The sequence below is a fragment of the Amycolatopsis sp. cg9 genome, from assembly GCF_041346945.1.
Lineage (GTDB): Bacteria > Actinomycetota > Actinomycetes > Mycobacteriales > Pseudonocardiaceae > Amycolatopsis.
The window spans coordinates 10,006,489-10,028,858 of record NZ_CP166850.1; the positions used below are offsets into that span (position 1 = coordinate 10,006,489).

The following is a 22,370-nucleotide window of genomic DNA, read 5'->3' on the forward strand; positions in this document are numbered from 1 at the left end:
ACCAGACAAATCGACAAATCCGCCGCATGCCGTCATCGAATACGCTCGGCGCATGGAAACCGTCACCCTGGACGACGTCGACCGCGGCCTGGTCCACGCGCTGCAGCTCGACGGCCGCGTCCCGATGCGCACGGCCGGCCGGGTGCTCGGCGTCTCGGAGAACACCGCGGCCCGGCGCTACCAGCGGCTGCGGACCGCCGGCGTCCTGCGCGTCACCGGCGCCGTCAGCGGCGGCGAAGCCGGCTACACGACGTGGACACTGCGGCTGCGCACCACCCCGGACGCGGGGGCCGCCGTCGCGGACGCGCTGGCCGACCGGCCCGACGTGTCGTGGGTGCACCTGCTCTCCGGCGGCACCGAGATCTCCTGCACCGTCCACGCCCCCGACACGACCGGGCGGGACGACCTGCTGCTGCACAAGCTCCCGCGGGCGAGCCGCGTCACCACCGTGTCCGCGCACGAGCTGCTGCACACGTTCGCGCTCCCGGACGGGTGGCGCGGGCTTCACTGCCTCTCGCCCGCCCAGGTGGAACAGCTGCGGCCGCCGGCCCCCGAAGGCACCGGCCTCCCGCCGGCACCGGAGGACCAGCCGCTCGTCGACGCGCTGGCCCACGACGGCCGGGCGAGCTACACGGCGCTGGCGAAGGCGACCGGATGGTCCGACTCCGCGGTGCGGCGCCGGATGGACGTGCTGCGGCGGCACGGCACGCTGACCTACCACCTCGACGTCTCGCCGGCCCGGCTCGGGTTCCGGTCGGAGACGCGGCTGTGGCTCACCGTCTCGCCCGCGCACCTGGCCGCGGCGGGCAAGGCGCTGGCGAGCCACCCGGAGACGTCGTTCGCGGTCGCCACCACCGGCACGACGAACCTCACGGCGATGGTGAACTGCCGCGACGGGCGCGACCTCTACCGCTACCTCACCGATCGCGTCGCGGGGATCCGCGGCGTGCAGACCCTCGAGAGCGCGCCGGTGATCCGCACGGTCAAGCGCGCGGGGACACCGCTCAGGCGTCCGGCAGGACGACCGTGAGCCGCCACGAACCGGCGCTGCGCCCGGTCGGGCCGAGCGCGCGCTGCGCGTCCGAGAGCACGCTGCGGATCGCCAGGTAGGTCTTGGGCTCGGCTTTGCGCAGCGCGTCCGAGCCCGGCCAGATCAGCACGTGCTCCCCCGGCGGCAGCCACGACAGGTCGGTCAGGCAGTCGTAGAGCGCGTCGAGGTTGTGCCCGAAGTGGTCCGGAAAGGACAGTGCGGCGGCGAACGCGCTCAGCGTGCTGGCCTTGTCCACGGTGGGCCGCGAGTTCACCAGGTGCGGGTACGCGCCCCGGGCGAACGCTTCTTCGGCGGCGGCCTTCGCCTGCTCCGACGCGCTCATCGGGCCGGGTCCACGACGACGAACGACGAGTAGTGGTCACCGGTGTAGTACAGCTCGTGCGCCTGCCCGGTGATCAGCCGCCGCGCGCCGCGGTCGGGACTGCCCGGCGTCTTCACGGTGTACTCGTGGTAGTAGCCGGACTTCTTGCCGGGCAAGCGCTTCTCGCGGTTCTCGAACACGACGTCGTCGTTGCGGGGGTACGGGTACGGCCCGCCCTTTTCGATCAGCTTCCACGTGTCCGCGGCTTGGGCGGGCAACGCGGAAAGCGCCTTCAGCGGCAGCCCGGAGTCGGACCCCGGCACGGTGGCGCCGCCCTTGGCCGGGGCGCCCGAAGACGCACTCGAAGACGAGCTGGGGGCACTGCTCGAAGCGGGGGACGAAGATCCGCCGCCGACGGCGTCCTTGACCAGCCAGCCCCCCAGCACCAGCACGAGGAGCCCGATCAGCGCGGCGGTGATCCGCCTTCGGTTGAACATGGTGCGCGAGCCTATGCCGACCCGTCGGAGCGGTCGTCGTCACGCCCCGGGGTCAAGCGGCGGGCGAAGAGCCCGACGAGCTTGTCGAGCACCCACGCGGCGGCCAGGCACAGCGGCACGACGACCACCATGACCAGCACGAATTGGACCGGGAACCAAGCCTGCGCGAGCCACAGCTCGACCCCGTCCCACCAGTCGGCAAGCCCGTTGAACACGGTGTGAGCCTACGCGCGCTCTGCTGCCTCCGCGTGCCAGGGGCGGTACGTTGCTGGACATGTTCGCCGTGTACGCGCAGGAACCCAACGCAGACAGCCCGCTGGACTCGCTCGTCGTCGGCGAGCGACCCGAACCCGACGCGCCGGACGGCTGGGTCCGCGTGCACGTCAAGGCGGCCAGCCTGAACATGCACGACCTCTGGACGCTGCGCGGGGTCGGGATCAAGCCGGAGCAGTTCCCGATGATCCTCGGCTGCGACGGCGCCGGCACCCTCGACGACGGCTCCGAGGTCGTCATCCACTCCGTGATCAACGCGCCGGGCTGGCAGGGCGACGACACCCTCGACCCGAAGCGCACCTTGCTCACCGAGAAGCACCAGGGCACGTTCGCCGACCAGGTGATCGTCCCGGCCCGCAACGTCGTCCCCAAACCTGCCGCGCTCAGCTTCGCCGAAGCCGCCACCATGGGCACGGCCTGGCTGACCGCCTACCGGATGCTCTTCGTGAAGTCCGGGCTGCGGCCGGGCCAGACGATGCTCGTGCAGGGTGCCTCCGGCGGCGTGTCGACGGCGCTGGTGCAGCTCGGCCGCGCGGCCGGGTTCCGGGTCTGGGTCACCGGCCGCACCGAGGAGAAGCGCGCGCTGGCCGAGAGCCTCGGCGCGCACCAGACGTTCGAATCGGGCGCGCGGCTGCCCGAGCGCGTCGACGCCGTGTTCGAGACCGTCGGGAAGGCGACCTGGTCGCACTCGGTCAAGTCGCTCAAGCCGGGCGGCATCATCGTCGTCTCCGGCTCGACCAGCGGCCCGGACGCGGGTGCGGAGCTGCAGCGCGTCTTCTTCCTGCAGCTGCGCGTCTCCGGCTCGACCATGGGCACCCGCGACGAGCTCGCGGACCTGCTCGCCTACCTCGACCTGACCGGCGTGCGGCCGCAGATCGGGCAGGAACTGCCGTTCGAAGAGGCAGCCAAGGGGTTCCGGGCGATGCTCGACGGCGACACCGCCGGCAAGATCGTTTTCACCCGCTGACGCTCTGACCTGGGCGGATCGACCACCAGCCCGCCCAGGTCACCGCTTGTACCGCCCACTTGGTGAATTGTCAACGTACTCGGATCGAGATCTGGTCGTTAGCACCCAAATTCGACCAAAACCCAAGGGCGGCAAGCTAATCTGTAAACATGACCGCAACGAAGCGGCCCGCACCGGCTGGACCGGGCGGCCGGCCCAGCACTGATCCGGACCCGATCCGGGTCTCCTTCCGGCGCTACGCCGGCGTCCGCACCCGCGTCCTCGAGGTCGGCGACCCCGGCCCCGAACCGGAGCTCCCCCGCCGCTCGCTGCGGCGCCGCGCCGCCGTTCCGCACCTGCGGCCCACCGCGCCGCGCCTGGTGCTGCTGCACGGTTACTGCGACAGCGCCGACACCTGGCGCCCCGCCCTGGAACAGCTCGCGGCCGCCGGGATCCCGGCCGTCGCGGTCGACCTGCCCGGGTTCGGCGACGCCCAGCCGCTGCGGCCCGGCCCGATGCTGCCGCAGCTCGACGCGTTCACCACCGCCGTCGTCCGCGAACAGGCCGTGCTCGGCTCGGTCGTGCTGGCGGGCAACTCCCTCGGCGGCACGATGAGCCTGCGCGCGGCGCAGAACAGCAGGCTGCCGATCTCCGGCGTCGTCTCGATCGCCGCGCCGGGGTTCGTCGACTCGTGGCTGATCCGCACGGTGGCGCGCTACCCGCTGCCGCTGCGGCTGTACTCGTCCCTGCCCGTCCCGGTGCCGGGCTTCCTGGTGCGCAAGGTCGCCGAGCAGCTCGTCCCGCGGCTGCTCTACGCCGACTCGGCGGCGGCCGACGCCACGCAGGTCGAGCGCTTCACCGCGCTGTTCCCGGACTACCGCGCGACCAAGAGCCGGCTGGAGCAGGCCCGGCAGCTCGTCGCGGAGCTCGCCGACGCCTACCGCCTCGACTCGGTCCAGGTCCCGCTGCTGGTCGTCGCGTGCGGCAAGGACAAGCTCGTCACCGCGGCGTCCGGGCGGCAGCTGCACACGCTGGTGCCGCACAGCAGGCTGCTGGTCCGCGAGGACTGGGGGCACTGCCCGCAGCTGGACGACCCGGTCGAGATCGCGGAGCTGCTCACCTACTTCGCCGCGAGCGCGGTCCGGACCACCCAGGCCAAGCGCGCCGCGGCGACCGCGTCGGAAGCCGTGAGCGAAGACACCGCGGCGGGCTGATCCGCTCACGCTGTCTTCACGCGGAGTTGGCGGTAGGTTCCCCCGTTGGGTCCGTGATCCGGGCCGTCCACCGACGTTCGGGAGACGAAGATGTCCGCTCCAAGCCTGGGCTCCAGCTCCGGCATCTTCCGGCGCAAGCCGATCGACCAGATCCAGGACACCAGCGAAGCCGGCGGCCTCAAACGCACGCTGGGGCTGTGGCAACTGACCGCCATCGGCATCGGCGGCATCATCGGCGCGGGGATCTTCGCCCTCGCCGGCAGCGTCGCACACGGCGACGACTCCGCCGGCATCCCCGGAGTCGGGCCCGCCGTGCTCATCTCGTTCCTCATCGCCGGGGTCGCCAGCGCCGCCGCCGCGTTCTCCTACGCCGAATTCGCCGGCCTGATCCCCAAAGCCGGCTCCGCCTACACCTACGGCTACGCCGTCCTCGGCGAAATCGTCGGCTGGTTCATCGGCTGGGACCTGCTGCTCGAATACACCGCCATCGTCGCGGTCGTGGCCATCGGCATCTCCGGCTACTTCAGCTTCCTGCTCGGCCAGCTCGGCCTCGACCTGCCCGCCTGGATGCTCGGCGCCCCCGGCACCGGGCCCGGCCACAAGGTCGACCTCTTCGCCATGCTGCTCTGCCTGCTGATCGCCTACCTGCTCAACCGCGGCATCCGCAGCGCCGCCCGGTTCGAGACCGCGATGGTCGGCATCAAGGTCCTGATCGTGCTGGTCGTCATCCTGGTCGGCTTCTTCTACGTCAAGACCGGCAACTACACGCCGTTCGCCCCGGCGGGCTTCGGCGGCGCGGTCACCGGCGCCGCGACGGTCTTCTTCGCGGTCTTCGGTTATGACGCGATGTCCACGGCCGCCGAGGAATCCAAGGACGCGCAGCGGCACATGCCGAAGGCCATCATCTACTCGCTGGCCATCTCGATGGTGCTGTACGTGCTGGCCTGCCTGGTGCTGACCGGCATGCAGAAGTACACCGAAATCGACCCCAAGAGCGGCTTCTCCACCGCGTTCAAGTCCGTCGGCCTCGACGGGCTCGCCACCGTGATCGCGATCGGCGCCATCGTCGGCATCCTCACCGTGCTGTTCACGTTCCTGATGGGCGCCACCCGCGTCGGCTACTCCATGAGCCGCGACGGCCTGCTCCCGGCGTGGCTCGGCAAGACCAACGCGAAGCGCCAGGTGCCCAGCCGGATGACGTGGATCCTCGGCGGCGCGTCCGCGATCATCGCCGGCGTCCTGCCGATCGGCGAAGCGGCGGAACTGACCAACATCGGCATCCTGCTCGCGTTCGTCGTGGTCTGCGTCGCGGTGATCGTGCTGCGCTACAAGCAGCCCGACCTGCCCCGCACGTTCAAGACACCGGGCATGCCCGTGGTCCCCGCGATCGGCATCGTGTTCTCGATCTGGCTCATCACGTTCCTGCAGCCGGAGACCTGGATCCGGTTCGCCGTCTGGTTCGTGCTCGGGATGCTCGTCTACTTCCTCTACAGCCGGCGGAATTCGGTGCTGAACCGCACCGGCGGCGCTCCCGAGGCCGGGAAGACCGACTAGCGGATGCGGTCGAGGCGGGCGGCGGCGTCGCGCGCCTCGACCTTCAGCCGCTCGAGGATGACGGCGGCGGAGGCGTCGTAGGCGAGCGGGTACGTCTGGCCCGCCCACAGCGAAATCGCTTCCGGGTCCCCCGCCTTGGCCGACGCCTTGCGGACCGGCCCGGCCAGGTGGTTCAGCTGCGGGTAGGCGGCGGGCGCGCCCTCGGACAGCGCGTCCGTGAACTTGTTGACCAGCCCCCGCGCCGGGCGCCCGCTGAAGGCCCGGGTGAACGCCGTCTCGCGTTCGGCGAGCGCCAGCGCCTTCCGGTGGGCCTCCGACGTCCCGGCTTCGTCCGCGCGCAGGAAGACGGTGCCGAGCTGGGCGGCGACGGCCCCGGCGGCGAGCACGGCCGCGACGTCCGCGCCGTGCACCAGGCCGCCGGCGGCGATCAGCGGCAGGTCGACGCGCGCGGCGACGAGCCGCAGCAGCGCCAGCACGCCGTACTCCGCGCCACCACCGGGCCGATTCGCGTCGTCGGTGAACAGGCTCCGGTGCCCGCCCGCTTCGAAGCCCTGCAGGACGAGCGCGTCGGCTCCGAGGTCCGCGGCCCGCTGCGCGGCCTCGGGCGTGGTCACGGTGACGACCACCTTCGCCCCGGCTTCCTTGAACCGCTGCACCTCGGACGGCGACGGCGGCCCGAAGGTGAACGACACGACCGGCACGCGCTTCTCGAGCACGACGTCCAGCTTCGCCGGGTAGCTGTCATCGTCCCACTTCGGTTCGCCGAGCTCGACGTCGTACTCGCGGGCGAAGGCCTCGAGGCGCTCGCGGTGGGCCCCGATGTCGGCGCCGGTGTCGGGCTGCGGGACGAAGAGGTTGACGCCGAACTCGCCGCCGGTGAGCTCCCGCGTCCGGTCGATCTGCGCCGCCAAGGCCGCGGGCGTGAGCATGCCGGCCGAGAGGAAGCCGAAACCGCCGGCTTCGGTAACCGCGGCGACCAGCTCCGGGGTGGTGGGCCCGCCCGCCATCGGGGCGGCGATGACCGGGAACGCCAGCTCGTCGAACATGCTCCCGAGCGTAGTACTCAGGCGGGCAGCAGCATCGTGTAGAGCTTCTTGATCACGCCGTCCGCCACGAGGGCGACGTCGATCCCGCGCACGACCGGCGGTGCGCCTTCCGGGCCGAGCTCCCAGGCCAGGTGGCCGAGGTCGTGGTTCACCAGCACCGGGCCCGCGGCCTTGAACACGAAGCCCGGGGACTGCGCCAGCAGGCCCTTCGCCTTGGCGTTCAGCTCCTCGTGGCCGCTCGCGACCCCTTCCGGATCGGCGAACTCGACGTCGGCCGCGTAGGTCGCGGCGATCGCCTTCGCCCGCCGCTCGTCGTCGCGCTCGTTGAAGACGTCGAGCAGGTTCGCCCGCATCAGCTCGGCCACGGTCGCCATCGCACCTCCTGGGTTCGCCGCCATATTACGTGACATGTCACGCAACTGTCAGGGGTGATCCTCCGGCCGCGGCAACGTGCCCCGCTCGACGAGCCGGTCGTAGACCCGCTCGAGCAACGTCGTCAGCTGCGCCTGCTCGCCGGGCTCGAGGGCGTCCAGGACCGCCTGCCGCACGAACCCGACGTGGTCTGGCGCGGCCTGCCGCAACGACTCCCAGCCGGTTTCGGTCAGCGCCACCTCCGTGCCCCGGCGGTCCTCGGCGGCGGTTTCGGTCCCGACCAGCCCGCGGTCCCGCATCCGCTTCAGGTGGTGCGACAGCCTGCTGCGCTCCCAGCCGATGCGGATCGCGAGGTCGGTGACCCGCATCCGGCCGCCGGGCTCGCTCGTCAGTGCGACCAGGACGTGGTAGTCGGCGAGCGAGAGGCCGCTGTCGGCCCGCAGCTGCCGGTTCAGCTCGTAGTCCAGGCGGAGGTGCACCTTCATGTAGGCGTACCAAGCGGCCGTTTCGGCTGCCGACAGCAGCGCGAACGGCGACCCCGGTGCGAAGTCCCGCGTCACGGCGCGAGCTTAACCACCCAGACTGGTCTAGACCATGACCGCCGAAAATGCGACGATCCGGGCAGGCGCGACGGCGATGCCGCGCCCATCCCGCCAGGAGGTCCCCCGGTGAAGACGTCCAGAACGCGGCGCCTCGGCCGCGTACTCGCCGTGCTGGCGCTGCTCGGCGCCGGCACCACAGCCGCCCAGCTGAGCCCGGCCACGGCGGCCACGCCGGCCCTGCAGTCGATCGTGCCCGTGCCCGTTTCGGTCACCCCGGCCGCCGGGGTCACCTTCCCGCTGGTCTCGACGACGAAGATCGTCACCGAGGCCGGGTCCGCCCCCGCCAAGCAGGTGGGCGACTACCTGGCCGGCGTGCTGCGCCCGTCGACCGGCTTCGCGCTGCCGGTGTCCGACGCCCCGGCGTCCGTGCCGTCGGACAGCATCGCGCTGCTGCTCAGCGGCGCGCCCGCCTCGGTCGGCGCGCAGGGCTACCAGCTCGTGTCGGCGGCGTCGTCGGTCACCATCCGGGCGACCACCGCCGACGGGCTCTTCGCCGGCGTCCAGACGCTGCGGCAGCTGCTGCCCGGCAGCATCGAAAGCGCTTCGGCGCAGCCGGGCCCGTGGAGCGTCCCGGGCGCGACGGTCCTGGACTACCCGCGGTTCGGCTACCGCGGCGCGATGCTCGACGTCGCGCGGCACTTCCACCCGGTGTCGACGGTCAAGCGCTACCTCGACCAGCTCGCCCAGTACAAGATCAACAACCTGCACCTGCACCTGGCGGACGACCAGGGCTGGCGCATCCAGATCGACAGCTGGCCGAAGCTGGCGACCTACGGCGGCAGCACCCAGGTCGGCGGCGGCCCGGGCGGCTATTACACGAAGGCGCAGTACACGGAGATCGTGGACTACGCGGCTTCCCGCCACATCACGATCATCCCGGAGATCGACATGCCGGGCCACGTCAACGCGGCGCTGGCGTCGTACGCGGAGCTGAACTGCAACGGGGTGGCACCGGCGCTGCGCACGGACACGGCGGTCGGTTACAGCTCGCTGTGCATCTCGAAGGACATCACGTACACGTTCATCGCGGACGTCCTGCGCGAGCTGGCGGCCCTGACCCCGGGCCCGTACCTCCACATCGGCGGCGACGAAGCTTCGTCGACCTCGGCCGCCGACTACCTCACGTTCGTGAACAAGGTCCTCCCGCTCGTGGCGGCGACCGGCAAGCAGGTGGTGGGCTGGCACGACATCGCGAAGGCGACCCTGCCCGCCTCGGCCACCCCGCAGTTCTGGGGCACGACGACGTCGGACTCGGGCGTCTCGGCGGCGGCGTCCCGCGGCAGCAAGGTGATCCTGTCGCCGGCGAACAAGGCGTACCTGGACATGAAGTACAACAGCTCGACGCCCATCGGCCTGTCGTGGGCGGGCTACATCGAGGTCCAGGACGCGTACGGCTGGAACCCGGGCGCGTACCTCTCGGGCGTGGCGGAGTCCGCGGTCCGCGGCGTCGAATCCCCGCTGTGGGCGGAAACGGTGACCAAGCCGGCCGACATCGACTACCTGGCGTTCCCCCGCCTCGCCGCCCACGCGGAACTGGGCTGGTCGCCCTGGTCGACCCACGACTGGACGACGTTCCGCACCCGCCTCGGCGCCCAGGCCCCCCGCTGGGTGGCGCAGGGGATCAACTTCTACCGGTCCACCCAGGTCGCGTGGGACACCGGCGGCACGACGAACCCGGGCACGTGCACGGATGCGGCGTGGAGCGCTTCGCAGGTCTACACGGGAGGGAACGTGGTGTCCCACAACGGCCACAAGTGGACGGCGAAGTGGTGGACGCAGGGCGAGGAGCCGGGCACGACGGGCCAGTGGGGAGTGTGGACCGACAACGGCGCCTGCTGAGACGAGGGCCGTCGACGCGGTGTTCCGCTCGGTGAAAGCGGAACACCGCGCCCGCCCCGCGGGTTAGGTTGGGGCATGAGCGCTGATCTGGAGCAGGTTCGGACGCTGTCACTGCAGGAACACGGTCTCGCCACCGTCGCCACCACGCGGGGCGACGGGACCGTGCACTCCTCCGTCGTCAACGCCGGCGTCTTCGACGACCCGGTGACCGGGGCACCCGGGATCGCTTACGTCGCCGTCGGGAAGGCGCACAAGCTCGCACTGCTGCGGCGGGCCGGGCACGCCACCGTGACCTTCCGGCGGGGGTGGAACTGGCTCTCCGTCACCGGCGCCACCCACCTCGTCGGGCCGGACGACCCCGATCCCGCGTTCGACCCGGCGGGGCTGCCCCAGCTGCTGCGTGACGTCTTCATCGCCGCGACCGGGACGCACGACGACTGGGCCGAGTACGACCGCGTGATGGCCGAAGAGCGGCGGGTTGCGGTGTTCATCCGGGCGGACCGGATAATCGGCAATTCCTGATCCTGCCGCCTCCGGGAGTCGTTCGTTGTCCGAGTCACCGCCTCGCGTCACCACGCCGGTCAAGGTCCTGCTCGGCGTGCTGTTCGCCGCCGACGCCGGGTTCGGCGTGGTCCTCGCCCTCGGGCTGGTGCGCGGCCAGTCCCCGTGGCTGATCGGCGGCGCCTACGCGGCGACCGTGCTCGTCGCCGTGCTGGCCTACCGCGCGTCCCGCGCCCGCGAGCTCAAGCGCGGGTTCGCGAGCCTCCAGGACCTCACCGTCGGCGAAGAAGGCCTCCGCCTGCCCGCGGGCACGCTCAGCACGCGCGTGATCCCGTGGACGCAGATCGCCGACATCACGCCCCGCCGTTCGGCCCGCTTCGGCGACGGCTTCGTGCGCGACGCCCTCTGGGTCGACCTGGTCACCGGCGGCGGTGTCGAGAGCTCGGTGCAGCGCTACGCGCCCCGCGGCCGGCTCGCACCCGCACCGCCGGGCCGGCGGCAGTTCGAGCAGACCGCGATCCTCGACCCGGCCCTGTTCGACGCCGTGGTCGAGCGGCTCCGGAAGGAACTGCGGCACCGGCAGCTGCACGCCCAGCTCCGCGGCTCACCCCGCATCCGCCACCACTGACCGGCCCGGCTCAGCCGCGCCGCCCCAGCAGCTCCCGGGGCACGATCCGCACCGGGAACGGCAGCTCGACCTCCAGCACCTCGTCACCCGCCGCCTTGGCCACCTGCTGGTAGTGACCGTCCACGTCCAGCTCGAACACCGTCAGCGCGGGGTCGGCCGGGTCGATCACCCAGTAGCAGCCCGTGCCGAGCCGTTCGTAGACCGCCTTCTTGAGGTTCAGGTCGTAGATCGCCGTGCTGGGCGACAGCACTTCGACGGCGAGCACGGGCGGCGCCGGGAGGTCCTTCTCGGTGAAGTCCGCCGCCCGGCCGACCAGGACGTCCGGCTGCAGTTCGATCCGGTCGCCGTGGTGCACCGCGAACGGGGCGCCGAGGACGTCGAACTCGGCCGGGCACACCGCTTCCAGCACGCCGTAGAGGCGGTAGGCGATCTTCTGGTGCCGCAGCCCGGGTGCCGGGGTCACGAGCAGCGCCCCGTCGATGAGTTCGTATCTTCGGCCGTCATCCGGCATCCCCTCCAGGTCGCGCACCGTCATGGGGCCCGACCCGGTCGGATACTGGAAGTCCATCATGAGAGTCATCGTGCCCTCCTTTCGCTCTTCGCACCAGAGCACCAGAGAGCACCGACAGAAACCGCATCGAACACGGGTTCGGCGTCGTTATTCACGCGTAAGAGTGAATAACGACGCCGGTGTCACTTCGAGGCGACACTCACTTCTTGCTCTTGCCCGAGTCCTCAGTGGACAGTGCGGCGACGAAGGCTTCCTGCGGGACCTCGACCCGGCCGACGGTCTTCATCCGCTTCTTGCCTTCCTTCTGCTTTTCCAGCAGTTTCCGCTTCCGCGAGATGTCACCGCCGTAGCACTTCGCCAGCACGTCCTTGCGGATCGCGCGGATCGTTTCGCGCGCGATGATCCGCGAACCGACGGCCGCCTGGATCGGGACCTCGAACTGCTGGCGCGGGATCAGCTCGCGCAGCCGCGTCGCCATCCGGTTGCCGTAGCCGTAGGCCGCGTCCTTGTGCACGATCGCGGAGAACGCGTCGACGGTTTCGCCCTGCAGCAGGATGTCCACCTTGACCAGGTCGGCGATCTGGTCACCCGCTTCTTCGTAGTCGAGGGACGCGTAGCCGCGCGTACGCGACTTCAGCGTGTCGAAGAAGTCGAAGATGATTTCCGCCAGCGGGATGTTGTAGCGCAGTTCGACGCGGTCCTCGGACAGGTAGTCCATGCCGAGCAGGGTGCCGCGCTTCGTCTGGCACAGCTCCATGATCGTGCCGACGAACTCCGACGGCGCGAGGATGCTGACCTTCGACACCGGCTCGTGCACTTCGGCGATCTTCAGCCCGGTCGGCCAGTCCGACGGGTTGGTCACGACGACCTCGCTGCGGTCTTCGAGCACCACGCGGTAGATGACGTTCGGCGCCGTCGAGATCAGGTCGAGCCCGAACTCGCGCTCCAGCCGGTCGCGCGTGATCTCCAGGTGCAGCAGGCCGAGGAAGCCGCAGCGGAAGCCGAAGCCCAGCGCCACCGACGTCTCCGGCTCGTAGTCGAGCGCGGCGTCGTTGAGCTGGAGCTTGTCCAGCGCCTCGCGCAGCTCGGGGTAGTCGGAGCCGTCCACCGGGTACAGGCCGGAGTAGACCATCGGCTTCGGCTCGCGGTAGCCCGCCAGCGCCTCCTTGGCGCCGTGACGCTCGGAGGTCACGGTGTCACCGACCTTCGACTGCCGGACGTCCTTCACGCCGGTGATCAGGTAGCCGACCTCGCCGACGCCGAGCCCCTTGCTGGGCTTGGGCTCCGGCGAGATGATCCCGACCTCGAGCAGCTCGTGCGTCGCGCCGGTCGACATCATCTTGATCTTCTCGCGCGGGGTGATCTTGCCGTCGACCACGCGGATGTAGGTGACGACGCCGCGGTAGGTGTCGTACACCGAGTCGAAGATCATCGCGCGGGCGGGCGCGTCGGCGTCGCCCTGCGGCGCCGGGACCGTCTTCACGACCTCGTCGAGCAGCTCGCCGACGCCCATGCCGGTCTTGGCCGAGACCCGCAGGACGTCTTCCGGCTCGCAGCCGATGATGTGGGCCAGCTCACCCGCGTACTTGTCGGGGTCGGCCGAGGGCAGGTCGATCTTGTTGAGCACCGGGATGATCTGGAGGTTGTTCTCCAGCGCGAGGTAGAGGTTGGCCAGCGTCTGGGCCTCGATCCCCTGCGCCGCGTCGACCAGCAGGATCGCGCCTTCGCACGCCTCCAGCGCCCGCGAGACCTCGTAGGTGAAGTCGACGTGGCCCGGCGTGTCGATCATGTGCAGGACGTGGTCCTGCCCGTCGACCTGCCAGGGCAGCCGGACGTTCTGCGCCTTGATCGTGATGCCGCGCTCGCGTTCGATGTCCATCCGGTCGAGGTACTGAGCGCGCATGGCCCGCTCTTCCACGACGCCGGTGAGCTGCAGCATGCGGTCGGCCAGGGTGGACTTGCCGTGGTCGATGTGCGCGATGATGCAGAAGTTCCGGATGAGCTCCGGAGGCGTGAAGGTGGTGTCGGCGAACGTCGTCACTCGAATGAGTCCTCGGAAAGTCGGGGATGGCCACCTCTATGTTCCCATGGCCCTCCGGGTGCGGGTGGGGGTCATCCCCGATGCGGGGTTTCGCGATCCGTGGTGCCCTCGAAGTATGAGCACTCCGCACCAGCCGGCACCCCCTCCCCAGCCGGAGACCAGCGGCTTTTCCCGCGTTCTCGACCGTGCGTTCGGTCACCCCTCCGGCCCCATCGGCCGCCTCGGCGGCTGGGTGATGGCACGGGGCAACGCCGCCACCGAACACCGCGTCGTCGACCTGGCGAAGATCGAGCCGGACGAGACCGCCCTGGTCGTCGGGCCGGGCCCCGGCGTCGGCCTGGCCGCCACCGCCCGCCTGGCCGGTCGCACCATCGGCGTCGACCCGTCCCCCGAGATGCTCGCGTTGTGCCACGAGCGCTGCGGCGACGGCGCCGAACTGCGCGAAGGCTCGGCCGCGCACACCGGCGAGCCCGACGAGTCGGTGGACGTCGTCCTGACCGTCAACAACGTCATGCTCTGGGACGACCGCGCGGCGGGCTTCGCCGAGCTGTACCGGGTGCTGCGCCCGGGCGGGCGGCTGCTGCTGTCCGCGCACGAGAAGTGGCTGCCGGTGAGCAGGCACGTGCTGGCCGACGAAGCCGCGGCCGCGGGCTTCGCCGACCTGCAGACGTGGACGTGGGAGCCGCCGGGCTTCGCCGCGCTGGCCGCGCAGCTGCGGGCCGTCAAGCCCGCTTAGCGGGTGTCGTGGGGATTGGCCGCGCGGGCTGCGGGGCCTCAGCCCCACTTGGCGGGTTCCGCCCGGACTCGCCCGCAGCCGCAGGTCGTCAGCCCGCCTGGCGAGTTCCACCCGGTCTCGCCCGCAGCCGCAGGCCGTCAGCCCGCCTGGCGAGTTCCACCCGGTCTCGCCCGCAGCCGCAGGCCGTCAGCCCGCCTGGCGAGTTCCACCCGGTCTCGCCCGCAGCCGCAGGCCGTCAGCCCGCCTGGCGAGTTCCACCCGGTCTCGCCCGCAGCCGCAGGCCGTCAGCCCGCCTGGCGAGTTCCACCCGGTCTCGCCCGCAGCCGCAGGCCGTCAGCCCGCCTGGCGAGTTCCACCCGGTCTCGCCCGCAGCCGCAGGCCGTCAGCCCGCCTGGCGAGTTCCACCCGGTCTCGCCCGCAGCCGCAGGCCGTCAGCCCGCCTGGCAGGCGCCCGGCCGGACTCACCGCCCAGCTGCGGGTCGCCAGACCGCCCGGCCGGTGTCCGTCCGGACTCACCGCGCAGCCGCCAGGCCACCGAGCGGCCGTCCATCCGGATTCGCCGCCCAGCTGCGGACGGCAGCCCCGCCGAGCCGCCGTCCAGCCCGAACTTCGCGCGGCCGGACCGCCTAGCGGGTGTCCGTCCGGATCGGGTGGCCCTCGGGCACCTCGACCAGGACGATGCGCGTGCCGTCCGGGTCGGCGATCCAGGCCTCGTCGAGGCCCCAGGGCTCGCGCTGGGCGTCCCGCACCGGCTCGAGGCCCCTCGCCTTCAGGTCGGCCAGCGTCCCGGCGAGGTCCCGGACCTGCAGCCAGAGCACCAGGTCGGGCGACGAGCCCGCTTCGCCCGTGCCGGAGACCTCCAGGGAGCCGTGCCCGAGGAAGAACACGGTGCCGCCGGGGAACTCGCGCTCCACGGCCAGGCCGAGGGTGTCGCGGTAGAACGCGGTGGTCGCCGCGGTGTCGCGCGGGCGGATGATCAGCCTGCTCTTCAGGACTTCCATCGCACCATCCCTACCGGACGGGTTCAGGCGGCCGCAATCGCGGCGATGCCGGACAGCACGATCACCGAGCCGGCGAGTCGCCGCACCGCGTCGCTCTCGCCCAGCACCAGCCACGCGGCGAGGCCGCCGAGCACGATGCTCAGCTCCCGGGCCGGTGCGACCAGGCTCACCGGCGCCATCGTGAGGGCGAACAGGACGAGGATGTAGGCGACCGGCGACAGCAGCCCGACGACGAACACCTCGCGGCGCTGCTCGCGCCAGATCCGGGCGACCGCGCCGCGGTCGGCCAGCGCGCCGGGCACGAGCAGCACGCTCTGCAGGATCGAGCCGAGCCCGAAGTAGACGACCGGCGGCACGCCGAGGCCGGTCACCGAGTGCGCGTCCCAGAGCGTGTAGCCGGCGATGACGGCGCCGGTCAGCAGGCCGTAGACGATCCCCGCCCGGCGGCCGCGGGGCTCGCCGTCCGTGCGGCCGGTGCTGATCACCAGCACCCCGGCGATCACCAGGAACGCGCCGAGCAGGCCGAGCCGGCCGGGCCGTTCGCCGAGCACGAGGACGGCGGCCAGCACCGACAGCAGCGGCCCGGTGCCCCGCGCCACGGGGTAGACGACGGAGAGGTCGCCGACGCGGTACCCGCGTTGCAGGACGATGCCGTAGGCGATGTGCAGCACGGCCGTGACGACCCCGGCCAGCAGCCAGCTCCACTGTGGACGGTCGGCCTCGACGACGAGCTGCACGACGGTGACCGGCAGCAGCACGACCGCGCCCACGGTGTAGTAGAGCCAGACGAACTGCGTGCCCCCGGCGGAGATCCGCTTGGCGGCGAGGTTCCACGCGGCGTGCACGACGGCGGCGACGAGGACGAGGGACAAGGCGGTGGCGTTCACGGGACCCCTTCGGGTTTTCGCGCGCGCGAAAACCGGGTCCTCCAGGCTTTTGCCCCGTCAGATGAACGACCGGCCGTCCGGGCCCGCCGATGGTGCCGCTCGGACCAGGCCCGCCGGTCCTGGTTGTGTCGAGCTGGCTGCGCGGACCGGCGACGGAACCCTAGGCACTGCCGTCACCCACCGTACTCCCGGCTCCGGACGCCCGCGGCCCGGCTGTTAAAGTGGTCGCTCGCTGCCCGTGCGGCATTCCGTCATGGAGGAAACCCGCTTTCCGCGGGGCCACTTCAGCGCGGCGGCGATCTCACCGAGTGAAAGCAGGAGTTGCCTCATGGCCAACATCAAGTCGCAGATCAAGCGCATCACCACGAACGAGAAGGCGCGTCAGCGCAACCAGGCGATCCGGTCCTCGGTGAAGACCGCGATCCGCAAGGTCCGCGAAGCCGCCGAGGCCGGCGACAAGGCCAAGGCCACCGAGCTGCAGCGCGACGCCGCCCAGAAGCTGGACAAGGCCGTCTCGAAGGGCGTCATCCACGCCAACCAGGCCGCCAACAAGAAGTCGGCGCTGGCGAAGCGCGTCAACGCGCTCTGAGCTGGTTGATTTCTGGGAAGGCCCCGGCTCCGGCCGGGGCTTTCTCCGTGTCCGGGGTCAGCGGTCGCCCTTGGCCGCCGCGACCTCGAGGACCGCTCGTTCCAGCGCGTAGCCCGGGTCCGCCGCCACGCCCTTGACCTCGGCGTTCAGCCGCGCGACCACCCGCATTGCCGTGGCCAGGCCGTCCTGGTTCCACCCGCGGGACTGGCCCTGCGCCTTCCGGATCTTCCACGGCGGCATGCCCAGCTCGCCCGCCATCTGGTTCGGGTTCCCGCGACCGGCGCCCGAGACGCGCGCGATCGTGCGGACCGCGTCGGCCAGCGCGTCGGCCACCAGGACGTGCGGGACCCCCAGCTGCATCGCCCAGCGCAGCGACTCCAGCGCCGCCGAACGGTCGCCGCTGACCGCCTTCTCCGCGACCGCGAACCCGGTCACGTCGGCACGGCCGCGGTGGTACCGGTGGACCGCGTCGGTGTCGATCGTCCCACCCGTGTCGGCCACCAGCTGATTGGCCGCCGACGAGAGTTCGCGCAGGTCGGAGCCCACGGCGTCGATCAGCGCGGCGACCCCGGCCGGGTCGATCTTGCCGCCCGCCCGGCGCACCTCGTGCCGCACGAACTGCTCGCGCTCGGCCGGCTTCGTCAGCTTCGGGCATTCGGTGATCTCGGCCCCGGCCTTCTTCAGCGACGCCGGGAGCGACTTGCCCGCCTTGCTGCGGCCGCCGCCGGTGTGGACGACGACGAGCACGACGCCGTCCGCCGGGTCCTTCAGGTAGGACGCCACGGCGTCGGCCAGCTCCTGCGAGATGTCCTGAGCCGATTCGAGGACGATCACGCGGCCTTCGCTGAAAAGCGACGGGCTCACCAGTTCGGCCAGCTCGGGCGCTGTGAGATCGGACACCCGAGCCCGCGTCAGCTCGGCGGTGGGGTCCAGCGCGCGGGCGGCGGCCAGCGTGTCGCGGACGGCCCGCTCGATCAGCAGTTCTTCTTCACCCAGGACCAGGTGCAGCGGGGCCGGGGCGGTGGCTTGCGCGGTCACCCCCGAATCCTCTCACCCGCGCCGCGGTGCGCCCGCTCCGGTGATGTCGGGCGGCCACCGTGGCACGGTCGGAGCACGATGTCGTACGGTGTAGCCGAGGCAGCCCGCCCCGGGAACACCCGGTGTGCGCGCACCGACAACCGAATACCGCTCATCCAGAGGGGCAGAGGGAACGGCCCGACGAAGCCCCGGCAACCGGCGTACAGCCCGTCATCCCGCGATCGCGGGGTAGCTGACGACCACGGTGCCAATTCCGGCCCGCTTCGGCGGGGCAGATGAGGAAAGGAACCTCGCGATGACCGCAACCCTCGGCACGACCTCCACCACCAAGACCCCGGACCTCGGTCCCGCCGTCGAACTGGTGTCGAAGGAAGAGGGTCACCGGCAGCCGCTCGCCCCCGAATTCGTCTCCGCCGAAGACTTCTCGCCGCTCGAGGTCGCCTACGACTTCGGCCGCGTCCGCCGCGAAGACATCGAGGCCGGCCCCAAGAACATCTGGCGCTACAAGAAACTCCTCCCGGTTCCGTCCAACGTCGAAGAGATCCCCAACACCGAGCCGGGCGCGACCCGCCTGGTCCGCGCCGACCGCCTCGCCAAGGAACTCGGCCTCAAGCGCGTGTGGGTCAAGGACGACACGGGCAACCCGACGCACTCGTTCAAGGACCGCGTCGTCGCCGTCGCGCTGGCCGCGGCCCGCGAGTTCGGGTTCGAGGTGCTCGCGTGTCCGTCGACCGGCAACCTGGCCAACGCGACGGCCGCCGCCGCGGCCCGCGCCGGCTGGCGGTCGGTCGTGCTGATCCCGAAGACCCTCGAGCGCGCCAAGATCCTCACCACCGCCGTGTACGACGGCGACCTCGTCGCGGTCGACGGCAACTACGACGACGTCAACCGCCTCGCCACCGAACTGGCCGGCGAGCACCCGAAGTGGGCGTTCGTGAACGTGAACGTCCGGCCGTACTACTCGGAAGGCTCGAAGACGCTGGCCTTCGAGGTCGCCGAGCAGCTCGGCTGGCGCATCCCGCCGCAGATCGTCGTGCCGATCGCCTCCGGTTCGCAGTTGACCAAGGTGGACAAGGGTTTCCGTGAGCTGGGCCAGCTCGGCCTCGTGGACGCCAGCCCCTACAAGGTGTTCGGCGCGCAGGCCACCGGCTGCTCGCCGGTGTCGGCCGCGTTCCGCGCCGGCCACGACGTGGTCCAGCCGGTGAAGCCGGACACCATCGCCCGCTCGCTGGCGATCGGCAACCCGGCCGACGGCCCCTACGTGCTCGACGTCGTCAACCGCAGCGGCGGCGCCATCGAGGACGTCACCGACGAAGAGGTCGTCGAAGGCATCCGCCTGCTGGCCCGCACCGAAGGCATCTTCACCGAGACGGCCGGCGGCGTCACCGTCGCCACGGCGAAGAAGCTGGTCGAGACGGGCAAGCTGGACCCGGACGCCGAGACCGTGCTGCTGATCACCGGCGACGGCCTCAAGACCCTCGACGCGATCGAGAACCACGTGGGCCCCAAGGCGATCGTGCCCCCGTCGGCCGCCGCCGTGAACGAGGCGCTCGGCTACTGACGTTCCGCCGCCCGGGGCGGGCCGCGTGGCCCGCCCCGGGTTTCAGCGGCGAGGCGGGCCACGGGGCTCGCCCCGGCGCGCCACCGCCGGACCAGCCGTGTCCGCGACGACCGCCGTGTCGCCGTCCGCATCGGTCCGGGTGACCAGCGCGCCGAGCGCCGTCAAAGTGTCCATTGTGGACTTACTCGGGTGGCCGTAGGTGTTGCCGGCGCCCACGCTGACCAAGGCCACCCGTGGCGCCACCGCCGCGAGGAACGACGGCAGCGAGTAGCGCGAACCGTGGTGGGGGACTTTCAGCACCTCCGCTTTCAGATCACCGATGTCGGCCAGCAGGTCGGCCTGCGCGGCCAGTTCGACGTCGCCGGTCAGCAGCACCCGGCCCGCCGGCGTGTCCGCGCGCAGCACGACCGAGCTGTTGTTGATGGCCGTCCCGTCCTGGCCGGCCGAGCGCGCCGGGACGTAACGCGGCCCCAGCACGTCGAGCGACAACCCGGGCCAGGCCAGCCGCTCCCCCGGGTTCAGTTCGACCAGTGGCACCGCCTGCCGTTCCGCTTCCGCGGCGACCTGCCGCCACGCCCACTCCGGCGCCCGCCCCGCGCCGACGGCGATCCCGCCGACCGCCCGGCCGTCGAAGACCGACGCGAGCCCGCCGATGTGGTCGGCGTGCAGGTGGCTGAGCACCAGCAACGGGATCCGGTCGACGGCGAGCCGGTGCAGGCATTCGTCGACCGGCCCCGGTTCGGGCCCGGTGTCCACGACGACCGCCCGCCCGGGCTCGGCGGTCGCCAGCACCACCGCGTCGCCCTGGCCGACGTCGCACTCGACCACGGCCCAGTTCCGCGGCGGCCACGCCGGCGCCAGCACCCGGACCGGCACGAGCACCACCAGGGCGCAGGCGGCCAGGACAGCCATGAGCAACCGCGCCTGCCGTCGCCGGGCGGCCAGCACCAGCACCCCGAGGACGGCGGCGGCGAGAAGCCCGCCCCACCAGCCGCCCGGCCACGCGATGACCGCACCCGGAGCCCGCGCGCCGTGCCGCGCCACCGTGATCAGCCACCGCGCTTCGGGATCGGCGAGGTGCACCAGGAACTCCCCGGCACCCGGCCACCACGGGCCGGTGACCGTCGCCAGCACGCCGAGCACCGTCGCCGGGGCCACCACCGGCGCCGCGAGGACGTTGGTCAGCACCGACACCAGGCTCACCGACCCCGCCATGCCCGCGAGCACCGGCGCCGTCACCAGGAAGGCCGCCAGCGGGACCGCCAGCCCTTCCGCGACGCCCGGCGGGACCCCGCGGCGGACCAGCCCGCCCGCCCAGCGCGGCGCGAGCAGCACCAGCCCGGCGGTGGCGCACACCGACAGCGCGAACCCGAAGTCCGTGGCCATCGCCGGATCCACCACCACGAGCAGGCACACCGCGAACGCCAGCGCGGGCAGCGCCGAACCCCGCCGGCCCAGCGCCAGTGCCAGCAACGCCACCGCCGCCATGACCCCCGCCCGCAGCACGCTCGGCTCCGGCCCGACCAGGACGAGGAACCCCGCCAGGCAGGCCCCGGCCGCCACCGCCGACAGCCGCGGCCCGAGCCGCAGCAAGCGAAGCAGCAGCAGGACCGCACCACAGGCCACGGCGAGGTTCCCGCCGCTGACCGCGGTCAGGTGGGCCAGGCCCGCGGTGACGAACTCCTGCTCGACGCGGGGCGACAACCCGCTCGTGTCGCCCAGGACCAGCCCCGGCAGCAGGCCGGCGGGTTCGTCCGGCAGGACCTGGCACCGGTCGTGGAGGCCGGCGCGGAGCCCGGCCGCCATCCGCTGCCACCACGGTGCCGGGCCGGGCTCCCCCGGCGGGCCGCGCACCGAAAGCACCGCCACGGTCAGGTCCGAGCCGCGCGGCGGCATCAGCAGCCCGGGCACCGTCACTTCCTGGCCTGGGAGCAGCGAAGCCCACTGCGCGACCGGAGCCAGCAACAGGACGCGCCCGGACGACGGCACCGGCCGTCCGTCGACCGACGCCGTGCGCACGTCGGCCGCCAGCACCACCGACCGCGCACCGGCTTGGCGGTCGGCGTACCCCGCACCGCGCACGGGCTTCGGACGTTCGGCCACGACGACCCGCAGCACCGCGGGCAGTCCCTGGGCCGCTTCGGCGAGAAGCGGATCGTGCTGCGCGTCGCGGATCCGCCAGGCGACCGGACCGGCGGCGACGAGCCCCAGCACGAGCAACGCCGCCGCCGCACTGGGCACCCGGGGACGGTCGCGGACCCGCCAGAGCACGAGCCCGGCCAGTACCGCCGAGGCGAGCCCGGTGGCGACGGCCGTCCACCACCCGAGGAGCAAGCCGGCGAGCGCGGCCAGCCAGCACACCAGCGCCGCCGGGACCAGCCGCATGTCCTGCCGGGTGTCGGTCGCGAGGAAGGCGCTCATCCGACCGTCACCTTCTCCCGCAGCTTTTCGAACTTGCTTTCGCCGAGGCCGTCGACATCGCGCAGCTGCTCGATCTTGGTGAAGCCGCCGTGGTCGGTCCGCCACTGGACGATCCGCTTCGCCATCACCTCTCCGATGCCCGGCAGCGTGTCGAGCTGGTCCGCGGTCGACGCGTTGAGGTCGACCTTCGCGCCCTCGGCCGGCGCACCGGGCCCGGCGGCGGGCGCCGGGACGCCGACCGCGAGCTGTTCGCCGTCGGTCACCTTGCGGGCGAGGTTCAGCCCGGAGACGTCCGCGCCGGGCTCGGCCCCGCCCACCGCGCGCAGCACGTCCGCGACGCGGGCGCCCGCCGGCACGGTGACCAGCCCCGGTGACCGGACGCGCCCGATCACGCTGACGACCAGGCCGGCCTGGGGCGCGGCCCGCGCCTCCGCCGCCGGTTTCGCGCTCGGCAGCGCGGGCAGCGGCTCGGGTGCCGGACGGCCGCCGAACAGCGCGACCGAACCGAGGACGATCACCACGACCGCGGCGAGGACACCGGCGAGCGCCCACCGGCGGCGGCCGGGACCGGCCGATCCGCCCGGCAGCCAGCGCCGGACCAGCCGGCCGCCCGGCCCGACCGTGCTCGCATCGGGCGAGAGCTGGTCGGCCAGCCAGGAGAGCCGGTCGTTGACGGGAGGGCCCGGATCCCGGGCGGACTGCTCGAACACACGATCGACGTTAGGGCCCGCGGGGAGGCGTCCGACAGGGGTGCCGCCGCG

23 protein-coding genes and 1 riboswitch are annotated in these 22,370 nt (G+C 72.2%); of the genes, 10 read left to right on the forward strand and 13 right to left on the reverse strand.

Features of this window, described 5'->3' with window-relative positions; translation table 11 throughout:
- Positions 1-52 precede the first annotated feature (52 nt).
- Positions 53-1,030 carry an Lrp/AsnC family transcriptional regulator gene (locus tag AB5J73_RS46085; protein ID WP_370966173.1) on the forward strand — a complete coding sequence of 326 codons (978 nt, stop codon included), beginning with the start codon at positions 53-55 and terminating at the stop codon, positions 1,028-1,030.
- On the opposite strand, the gene AB5J73_RS46090 is transcribed toward AB5J73_RS46085, so the two are convergent.
- Genes AB5J73_RS46090 through AB5J73_RS46100 form a run of 3 tightly spaced genes read right to left on the reverse strand, consistent with a single transcriptional unit; the run spans position 1,005 to position 2,064 of the window.
- The gene (locus tag AB5J73_RS46090) at positions 1,005-1,373 is read right to left on the reverse strand and encodes a barstar family protein (protein ID WP_370966176.1); all 369 of its coding nucleotides are present in this window, start codon (positions 1,371-1,373) and stop codon (positions 1,005-1,007) included. The genes AB5J73_RS46085 and AB5J73_RS46090 overlap by 26 nt on opposite strands.
- Positions 1,370-1,849 (reverse strand): ribonuclease domain-containing protein, encoded by a 480-nt coding sequence (locus AB5J73_RS46095; RefSeq protein WP_370966179.1) that lies wholly within the window; start codon positions 1,847-1,849, stop codon positions 1,370-1,372. Before AB5J73_RS46095 ends, AB5J73_RS46090 begins: the two co-directional genes overlap by 4 nt.
- Before the next feature lie 11 nt (positions 1,850-1,860).
- A complete protein-coding gene (locus AB5J73_RS46100; RefSeq protein ID WP_086863451.1) occupies positions 1,861-2,064 on the reverse strand; it encodes a hypothetical protein in 204 nt (67 codons plus the stop codon).
- Positions 2,065-2,123: 59 nt separating this feature from the next.
- Here AB5J73_RS46100 and AB5J73_RS46105 point away from each other — a divergent pair, with 59 nt between their 5' ends.
- The 3 genes from AB5J73_RS46105 to AB5J73_RS46115 all read left to right on the forward strand — a co-directional run bounded on the left by AB5J73_RS46105 (position 2,124) and on the right by AB5J73_RS46115 (position 5,836).
- A complete protein-coding gene (locus tag AB5J73_RS46105; protein WP_370966183.1) occupies positions 2,124-3,089 on the forward strand; it encodes a zinc-binding alcohol dehydrogenase family protein in 966 nt (321 codons plus the stop codon).
- Positions 3,090-3,238: 149 nt separating this feature from the next.
- Positions 3,239-4,282 (forward strand): alpha/beta hydrolase, encoded by a 1,044-nt coding sequence (locus tag AB5J73_RS46110; RefSeq protein WP_370966186.1) that lies wholly within the window; start codon positions 3,239-3,241, stop codon positions 4,280-4,282.
- Between the two features lie 90 nt (positions 4,283-4,372).
- Entirely contained in the window at positions 4,373-5,836 is a 1,464-nt protein-coding gene (locus tag AB5J73_RS46115; protein WP_370966188.1) for an amino acid permease, read from the forward strand.
- Here the strand turns inward: AB5J73_RS46115 and AB5J73_RS46120 are convergent.
- The 3 genes from AB5J73_RS46120 to AB5J73_RS46130 are packed head-to-tail and all read right to left on the reverse strand — an operon-like array spanning position 5,833 to position 7,814.
- Complete coding sequence (locus AB5J73_RS46120) at positions 5,833-6,882, reverse strand: NAD(P)H-dependent flavin oxidoreductase (protein WP_370966190.1); 1,050 nt, start codon at positions 6,880-6,882, stop codon at positions 5,833-5,835. The two genes, AB5J73_RS46115 and AB5J73_RS46120, sit on opposite strands and share 4 nt — an antisense overlap.
- Before the next feature lie 17 nt (positions 6,883-6,899).
- Positions 6,900-7,256: a nuclear transport factor 2 family protein gene (locus tag AB5J73_RS46125; RefSeq protein ID WP_370966192.1), complete on the reverse strand. Its 357-nt coding sequence runs from the start codon at positions 7,254-7,256 to the stop codon at positions 6,900-6,902.
- 48 nt (positions 7,257-7,304) lie between these two features.
- A complete protein-coding gene (locus AB5J73_RS46130; protein WP_370966195.1) occupies positions 7,305-7,814 on the reverse strand; it encodes a MarR family winged helix-turn-helix transcriptional regulator in 510 nt (169 codons plus the stop codon).
- 108 nt (positions 7,815-7,922) lie between these two features.
- Here AB5J73_RS46130 and AB5J73_RS46135 point away from each other — a divergent pair, with 108 nt between their 5' ends.
- From AB5J73_RS46135 to AB5J73_RS46145, 3 genes are all read left to right on the forward strand, one after another.
- Complete coding sequence (locus tag AB5J73_RS46135) at positions 7,923-9,695, forward strand: family 20 glycosylhydrolase (RefSeq protein WP_370966198.1); 1,773 nt, start codon at positions 7,923-7,925, stop codon at positions 9,693-9,695.
- Between the two features lie 75 nt (positions 9,696-9,770).
- Complete coding sequence (locus AB5J73_RS46140; protein ID WP_370966200.1) at positions 9,771-10,217, forward strand: pyridoxamine 5'-phosphate oxidase family protein; 447 nt, start codon at positions 9,771-9,773, stop codon at positions 10,215-10,217.
- Between the two features lie 25 nt (positions 10,218-10,242).
- Positions 10,243-10,824, forward strand: a complete 582-nt coding sequence (locus tag AB5J73_RS46145; RefSeq protein WP_370966203.1) for a hypothetical protein — start codon at positions 10,243-10,245, stop codon at positions 10,822-10,824.
- A 10-nt stretch (positions 10,825-10,834) separates the two neighbouring features.
- Here the strand turns inward: AB5J73_RS46145 and AB5J73_RS46150 are convergent, their stop codons facing one another.
- Positions 10,835-11,404 (reverse strand): Uma2 family endonuclease, encoded by a 570-nt coding sequence (locus tag AB5J73_RS46150; RefSeq protein ID WP_370966206.1) that lies wholly within the window; start codon positions 11,402-11,404, stop codon positions 10,835-10,837.
- Positions 11,405-11,534: 130 nt separating this feature from the next.
- A complete protein-coding gene (gene lepA / locus AB5J73_RS46155; protein ID WP_370966209.1) occupies positions 11,535-13,376 on the reverse strand; it encodes a translation elongation factor 4 in 1,842 nt (613 codons plus the stop codon).
- Between the two features lie 115 nt (positions 13,377-13,491).
- On the opposite strand from lepA, the gene AB5J73_RS46160 reads away from it, so the two are divergent.
- Positions 13,492-14,112: a class I SAM-dependent methyltransferase gene (locus AB5J73_RS46160; protein ID WP_370966212.1), complete on the forward strand. Its 621-nt coding sequence runs from the start codon at positions 13,492-13,494 to the stop codon at positions 14,110-14,112.
- 626 nt (positions 14,113-14,738) lie between these two features.
- On the opposite strand, the gene AB5J73_RS46165 is transcribed toward AB5J73_RS46160, so the two are convergent.
- Both AB5J73_RS46165 and AB5J73_RS46170 read right to left on the reverse strand, forming a co-directional pair.
- The gene (locus AB5J73_RS46165; protein WP_370966214.1) at positions 14,739-15,113 is read right to left on the reverse strand and encodes a VOC family protein; all 375 of its coding nucleotides are present in this window, start codon (positions 15,111-15,113) and stop codon (positions 14,739-14,741) included.
- A 23-nt stretch (positions 15,114-15,136) separates the two neighbouring features.
- On the reverse strand, positions 15,137-16,000 hold the full coding sequence (locus AB5J73_RS46170; RefSeq protein ID WP_370966217.1) for a DMT family transporter: 864 nt from the start codon (positions 15,998-16,000) through the stop codon (positions 15,137-15,139).
- A 328-nt stretch (positions 16,001-16,328) separates the two neighbouring features.
- On the opposite strand from AB5J73_RS46170, the gene rpsT reads away from it, so the two are divergent.
- Positions 16,329-16,589, forward strand: coding sequence for a 30S ribosomal protein S20 (gene rpsT / locus AB5J73_RS46175; RefSeq protein ID WP_003091058.1), 261 nt, complete (start codon positions 16,329-16,331; stop codon positions 16,587-16,589).
- Between the two features lie 57 nt (positions 16,590-16,646).
- On the opposite strand, the gene holA is transcribed toward rpsT, so the two are convergent.
- A complete protein-coding gene (holA, locus tag AB5J73_RS46180; RefSeq protein ID WP_370966220.1) occupies positions 16,647-17,627 on the reverse strand; it encodes a DNA polymerase III subunit delta in 981 nt (326 codons plus the stop codon).
- A gap of 148 nt (positions 17,628-17,775) precedes the next feature.
- Positions 17,776-17,909, forward strand: a riboswitch (SAM riboswitch).
- A 13-nt stretch (positions 17,910-17,922) separates the two neighbouring features.
- Between holA and thrC the strand changes: the two genes are divergently transcribed.
- Positions 17,923-19,188 carry a threonine synthase gene (gene thrC / locus AB5J73_RS46185; RefSeq protein ID WP_370966223.1) on the forward strand — a complete coding sequence of 422 codons (1,266 nt, stop codon included), beginning with the start codon at positions 17,923-17,925 and terminating at the stop codon, positions 19,186-19,188.
- A gap of 42 nt (positions 19,189-19,230) precedes the next feature.
- Here thrC and AB5J73_RS46190 read toward each other — a convergent pair whose 3' ends face one another.
- Positions 19,231-21,609, reverse strand: coding sequence for a ComEC/Rec2 family competence protein (locus AB5J73_RS46190; RefSeq protein ID WP_370966225.1), 2,379 nt, complete (start codon positions 21,607-21,609; stop codon positions 19,231-19,233).
- On the reverse strand, positions 21,606-22,319 hold the full coding sequence (locus AB5J73_RS46195) for a helix-hairpin-helix domain-containing protein (protein WP_370966227.1): 714 nt from the start codon (positions 22,317-22,319) through the stop codon (positions 21,606-21,608). Before AB5J73_RS46195 ends, AB5J73_RS46190 begins: the two co-directional genes overlap by 4 nt.
- Positions 22,320-22,370: the final 51 nt, after the last annotated feature.

Coding starts and splice junctions, on each gene's coding strand:
- AB5J73_RS46090 (WP_370966176.1), bottom strand. CDS start 1,373: ATGAGCGCGTCGGAGCAGGCGAAGGCCGCCGCCGAAGAAGCGTTCGCC.
- AB5J73_RS46150 (WP_370966206.1), bottom strand. CDS start 11,404: ATGACTCTCATGATGGACTTCCAGTATCCGACCGGGTCGGGCCCCATG.
- AB5J73_RS46190 (WP_370966225.1), bottom strand. CDS start 21,609: ATGAGCGCCTTCCTCGCGACCGACACCCGGCAGGACATGCGGCTGGTC.
- AB5J73_RS46115 (WP_370966188.1), top strand. CDS start 4,373: ATGTCCGCTCCAAGCCTGGGCTCCAGCTCCGGCATCTTCCGGCGCAAG.
- rpsT (WP_003091058.1), top strand. CDS start 16,329: ATGGCCAACATCAAGTCGCAGATCAAGCGCATCACCACGAACGAGAAG.
- AB5J73_RS46085 (WP_370966173.1), top strand. CDS start 53: ATGGAAACCGTCACCCTGGACGACGTCGACCGCGGCCTGGTCCACGCG.
- AB5J73_RS46120 (WP_370966190.1), bottom strand. CDS start 6,882: ATGTTCGACGAGCTGGCGTTCCCGGTCATCGCCGCCCCGATGGCGGGC.
- AB5J73_RS46125 (WP_370966192.1), bottom strand. CDS start 7,256: ATGGCGACCGTGGCCGAGCTGATGCGGGCGAACCTGCTCGACGTCTTC.
- AB5J73_RS46160 (WP_370966212.1), top strand. CDS start 13,492: ATGAGCACTCCGCACCAGCCGGCACCCCCTCCCCAGCCGGAGACCAGC.
- thrC (WP_370966223.1), top strand. CDS start 17,923: ATGACCGCAACCCTCGGCACGACCTCCACCACCAAGACCCCGGACCTC.
- AB5J73_RS46165 (WP_370966214.1), bottom strand. CDS start 15,113: ATGGAAGTCCTGAAGAGCAGGCTGATCATCCGCCCGCGCGACACCGCG.
- AB5J73_RS46105 (WP_370966183.1), top strand. CDS start 2,124: ATGTTCGCCGTGTACGCGCAGGAACCCAACGCAGACAGCCCGCTGGAC.
- AB5J73_RS46140 (WP_370966200.1), top strand. CDS start 9,771: ATGAGCGCTGATCTGGAGCAGGTTCGGACGCTGTCACTGCAGGAACAC.
- AB5J73_RS46095 (WP_370966179.1), bottom strand. CDS start 1,849: ATGTTCAACCGAAGGCGGATCACCGCCGCGCTGATCGGGCTCCTCGTG.
- AB5J73_RS46110 (WP_370966186.1), top strand. CDS start 3,239: ATGACCGCAACGAAGCGGCCCGCACCGGCTGGACCGGGCGGCCGGCCC.